Source organism: Vibrio sp. M260118, assembly GCF_036533755.1.
Classification (GTDB): Bacteria; Pseudomonadota; Gammaproteobacteria; order Enterobacterales; family Vibrionaceae; genus Vibrio.
Genome location: NZ_JATABG010000284.1, coordinates 1 through 4,834 on the forward strand (window position 1 = coordinate 1; position 4,834 = coordinate 4,834).

The 4,834-nt window shown below is 44.9% G+C and carries 3 protein-coding genes and 1 pseudogene; 3 read left to right on the forward strand and 1 reads right to left on the reverse strand.

Going from position 1 to position 4,834, the window contains the following annotated elements:
• Positions 1–329: 329 nt before the first annotated feature.
• Both QTO00_RS14990 and QTO00_RS14995 read left to right on the forward strand, forming a co-directional pair.
• Positions 330–1,319, forward strand: a complete 990-nt coding sequence (locus QTO00_RS14990) for a type IV toxin-antitoxin system AbiEi family antitoxin (protein WP_331425507.1) — start codon at positions 330–332, stop codon at positions 1,317–1,319.
• A complete protein-coding gene (locus tag QTO00_RS14995; protein WP_331425508.1) occupies positions 1,273–2,094 on the forward strand; it encodes a nucleotidyl transferase AbiEii/AbiGii toxin family protein in 822 nt (273 codons plus the stop codon). Before QTO00_RS14990 ends, QTO00_RS14995 begins: the two co-directional genes overlap by 47 nt.
• Before the next feature lie 319 nt (positions 2,095–2,413).
• Here the strand turns inward: QTO00_RS14995 and QTO00_RS15000 are convergent.
• Positions 2,414–3,174: pseudogene (locus QTO00_RS15000) on the reverse strand (IS5 family transposase).
• A gap of 375 nt (positions 3,175–3,549) precedes the next feature.
• Here QTO00_RS15000 and gltS point away from each other — a divergent pair.
• On the forward strand, positions 3,550–4,776 hold the full coding sequence (gene gltS, locus QTO00_RS15005; protein ID WP_331425509.1) for a sodium/glutamate symporter: 1,227 nt from the start codon (positions 3,550–3,552) through the stop codon (positions 4,774–4,776).
• Positions 4,777–4,834 lie beyond the last annotated feature (58 nt).

Genomic DNA, 4,834 nt, shown 5'->3' on the forward strand with positions numbered 1-4,834 from the left:
TTACAACGCTCAGGTTGGCGAGACTTACGCCATGATCAAAGCACTGAACAAACTTACAGGGCTTGGTATGCCTGAAACTCAGTATATTGTATAAAAGTCGCTCAACTTTAGGAGGTTTGGTTTCTCGTCTGAATTACGCAACAAAGCCTCTCCTCATTGGACAAGCCCGAATCTTGGTTACGATCTCTGTTAAGTAATCAACCATCTGTGGACAACATACAACTAGGTGAGCGCCAAGCATTCTATTAGGACGCTTTGATATACACACTATTTACAATACCGAATTTCACGATTATAATTTTTTCATGAATCATGAAAGGGTGTAATTCGTGAATTTAGATAATCACTTATTGGAAACGGTACTGAATAAACTACCTGAAGAGCTGCACGGAAGTATTGCGGTTACGCGTGACAAATCAAAGTCTAAGGATGCTTGCCTTAAGCTTAACCTAAGCGAGCGAACCGCCAGGTTCTATCTTGAGTGTAAAACCATTCACCGTAAAGAAAGCTTAAGCCATTTCTCAACTCAAATTGAGACGAGCCAGCGTATACTGATTTGTAATGGCCTCACCACTTTCTTGAGAGAATACTGCCATCAAAACCATATCAATTATATCGATGAAGCAGGCAATGCGCGGATTGTTGGCCAAGGCATCTACATTTTAATCCAAGGGAATAAAACCAAACCGGCTCAGAGCAAAACGCCCATGATGAGTGTCGGCATTATGAAATGCCTTTTTGCGATGCTTGTCGATGAAACACTGATCACCCAGTCATACCAAGAGATTGCCAAAAAGTCTGATATTTCACTCGGAATGGTCAGCAAAGCCATCAACTATCTCATCGACAACAACCATATCCCAAAAGGCAAAGACAGCCGCAGGTTGCTCGACAAGTCGGCGCTCATCTATCAATGGCTAACCGCCTACAATGTAACACTACGCCCCAAAACCCAAATGATGAGACTAAATACCCCGCAGCCGTGGGAAGAGCTCCCACTCGAACCAAACGAACTATGGGGAGGAGAGGTGGCTGCGAGCAAACTCACCAACTACCTAACGCCGGAGCATGTACTGCTGTATACTCGTTTACCATTACAACAAAAAATCCGCCAGTACCGCGCAAAACCGGACGAGCGTGGCAATCTAACCGTAGCCGCTCCATTTTGGGGCGAGTCACTTAAAATCACGCCTTTTGCCCTAGCCCTATTAAGCACCGCTGAATTGCTAACGAGTCACGACAGCCGCAATCAAGAAGTTGCAGAGATCATCAATGACCAATATCTACACCTTAAACAGCTCCCTCAATCCCGTTTTTGAACAAGCGCTGCACAAAGTCACTCGCGCAGTGATCCCGCTAAATGTGCCGTATTTTATCGCGGGTGCCACCGCGAGGGACATTGTTCTACACGGTATCTTTGGGCACGAACCGATTCGCGCCACTCGCGATATTGATACGGCACTACTCGTTTCAAGTTGGGAGGAGTTTGAAACCATCAAGCAAGAATTGCTCTCAGCAGGACTAGAAGCCACAGACCAAGCTCATCGATTAAGAGAGCCCGATAGCGGGCTTCCTATCGATATTATTCCTTTTGGGGATTTAGCCGATACAGACGGTCAAATTCAATGGCCACCAAGTCATGAGATCACCATGTCAGTGGTGGGTTTTCAGGAAGCCTACGACAATGCTTTGACCGTTCAGCTACAAGATCACGAACTAAAGGTGGCATCACTACCTGGTATTGTGATGCTTAAATTGATGGCCTGGTACGAACGAGGGGATGAAAGTTATAAAGATGCCACCGATTTTTATACTGTGTTATCTAAGTATGAACTCATTCACGACGGGCGTTTGTGGGAAGACTATATCCCCAGTGAGCAACTCAATTATGACGTACAAAAGCAAGCCTCGTTTCTACTCGGTTTTGATTTAAAAGATCTGTTGAGTGATGCCACCCAGCAAGTTCTAATCAAAATCAAAGAGGAAAAACACGACGCGTTGATCACTGCCATCACACGCACTCACAATGGTGTAACAGTTGATGAGGTCGAAGCGCAACTTGAGGCCTTTTGGATGGGTGTGGCAGCGCAGTAAAGACTTAAATATTACGCGACTTACTCTAAATTTACCTATCTCACCCTAAGCGGCAGTTAGCCCTGATATTTCAAGTTTAGCGACGCTACATCCTGTAGCGCGCTACCTAACTCTAATTTAACTCACCAGCAAACCATGCTGTGGCAAGAAATCGCGCAAGACATACCAACGATCGTATCAATTCCCCCGGAATAGTGAGTAGTGATGGTGGGTACGCGGGTTTAGGGCTGATCATCTAAAATTGCTGCTGAGCTTAAGTGATTGCTAAATAGTTTGTATTTTAAACAACATACTGAGTTTCGGGCATACCTATCCCAGTTTACTTGTTGAGTGCTTTAATTATGGCGTAAGCCTCACCAACTTATGCGTTGTAATTTCGAAGCGTGAGTGTAGCGCCTAGTAGTTGTTTTACGCGATACATAGCGGTCTCCGACAATGACCGCTTGTGGTAACCATACTTCTGTTTCCACTTTTTGTTCGAGCCATAGAGCTTTTGGCAGCCAACTGCCAAATTACATGGATGACCTTTTTCCCGGAAAGCTGCACCCTCTCCCGAGATTTCATTGATGGTGCGGTGTGTTTGCTTGAGCAGGGCGGGGAGCGCTTCCGCATCAGTCACACCAGATAGAGTTAGCTCCAGACTCGACGCTTGCCATCAGTTCCATGCTTTTTCACTTTCCATTCTCCCTCACCGTATACCTTGACTCCTGTTGCATCAATGGCTGGGTGTTGGATAGCGCCTCGTGTTGAGGCTTTGAAATTAACGTCTATATACTTAGCTCGGCGACTTATACAGGTATAGTGAGGACAAACCAATGGGACATTCGCCAATTTAAATACTGAGTCTATGAAGCCTTGTACTTGTAGCGCCCTTAAGGGCAAGGAAAAGATACGCTTCAGCATGAGAGCGGTGGTGATAGCTAAGTCACTAAACAATCGTGGTCTACCACGCTTGTGCTGTTTAGATTGTTTCCACTCGGTTATTGCTTCTTCGTCAATCCAAAACGTGAGTGAACCTCGATTGACGAGGGAGTTGTTGTACTTGCGCCAGTTGGTGGTTTTATAGCGAGGCTTCGGCATGAAATCAGAGCCAGTGAATGAATGTTCCTGATCTGATCGTAAGATTCTGATTTAGTTCATTCGATTTCGGCAACAAAGCCTTGTCGCGTTTTCATGTCGGTTTCGTGTCTTGTTTTTTCCTATCAGCAGATATGAGTAGAGAGCGATTTTTTAAGTAAATACTCGACAAATGGGGGCAAGTTTATTAATAATGCCCGCTTTCTTTTCAAAACTCCGGCAACTTTTTGTTGGGGACACTGTTGAAACGAGCATCTTGAGGCTGTTTGGATAAGGACACATTTCAATAGGAAAATGAATCAATGAGCAAAGCTCCACAGAGTTAATTAAGGCTCTGTACTCGTTAGGGAAGATGAGTGAATTACAATAAGAGGTTATATGAATCAGATAATTTCAGTTGGACCACTAGAATCTTTCTTAATCGCCATCAGCGTTTTATTCTTAGGCCATTTCGTCAATGCCAAGCTTCCAATTTTAAAGAAGTTTAATATCCCTGAGCCGATTGTCGGTGGTCTTATTGTCGCTGTCATCATCACAGCGCTGCACTTCAATGGTGTAAATCTAGAGTTTTCTCTACCGTTGCAAAAAGTATTTATGTTGATGTTTTTTAGCACCGTAGGGCTTGCAGCCAACTACACGCAATTGATGAAGGGCGGAGCGAAGGTCTTTGTCTTCCTTGCCGTGGCGTCGTTCTATATCATCATTCAAAACGGTGTCGGTGTTACGTTAGCGACAGCGCTCGGTTTAGACCCTTTGATGGGGCTTATTGCCGGTTCGATTACTTTGTCGGGTGGGCACGGGACAGGTGCGGCATGGTCGCAAACTTTTTCTGATACCTTTGGATTGTCTAACACATTAGAAATCGCCATGGCTTCAGCCACTTTTGGCTTGATCATCGGTGGTATTATTGGCAGCCCGGTGGCGCAGAAGCTAATTACCAAACATGGTTTTGAATCAGAGTATGGGACAGGTACACAGACCCATGAACGTTTCCCTGAGCTCGTCACTTACAACGAGTACGAGGAAGATAAGGTCACGGCTAAGAAAGTCATCGAAATCTTATTCGTGCTGCTTATCTGTGTCACTGGAGCTAAGTACTTAGAGCAGTGGGTCAGCAGCTTTGAGATAAGTTGGTTAATGATTCCTGATTTTGTTTATGCGCTGTTTATTGGTGTGTTCATCACCAATATTCTGGAAGTCACTAAAGCTCATAAGGTCGATGCGGAAACCGTGGATATATTGGGTACGGTTTCACTGTCGTTATTCTTGGCGATGGCTTTAATGAGCTTAAAACTATGGAATATATTCGACTTGGCTATTCCGTTCTTAATCATTCTCGCTGTGCAATCGGTCATACTCGGCATCTTCTCGTTTTTCGTCACATTCAAGGCGATGGGTGCAAACTATGATGCCGCCGTTATTGCTGGCGGACACTGTGGTTTCGGCCTAGGTGCGACGCCAACTGCAGTGATGAATATGGGCTCACTGGTCAATAAATTTGGTCCGTCACCGCAGGCTTTTATGGTGGTTCCCATTGTTGGTGCTTTCTTTATCGACATCGTTAACCTTGTCATTCTTCAAGGTTACATTTCGTTTATTGGCTGAAAACAAAACGCCCCGCAATGATGCGGGGCGATTTCATTATAGATAGCCTATCTTAAGG

What these genes read in the sequence shown, in the direction of transcription:
- QTO00_RS14995 (WP_331425508.1), top strand. Translation starts at nt 1,273, where the DNA reads ATGACCAATATCTACACCTTAAACAGCTCCCTCAATCCCGTTTTTGAA.
- gltS (WP_331425509.1), top strand. Translation starts at nt 3,550, where the DNA reads ATGAATCAGATAATTTCAGTTGGACCACTAGAATCTTTCTTAATCGCC.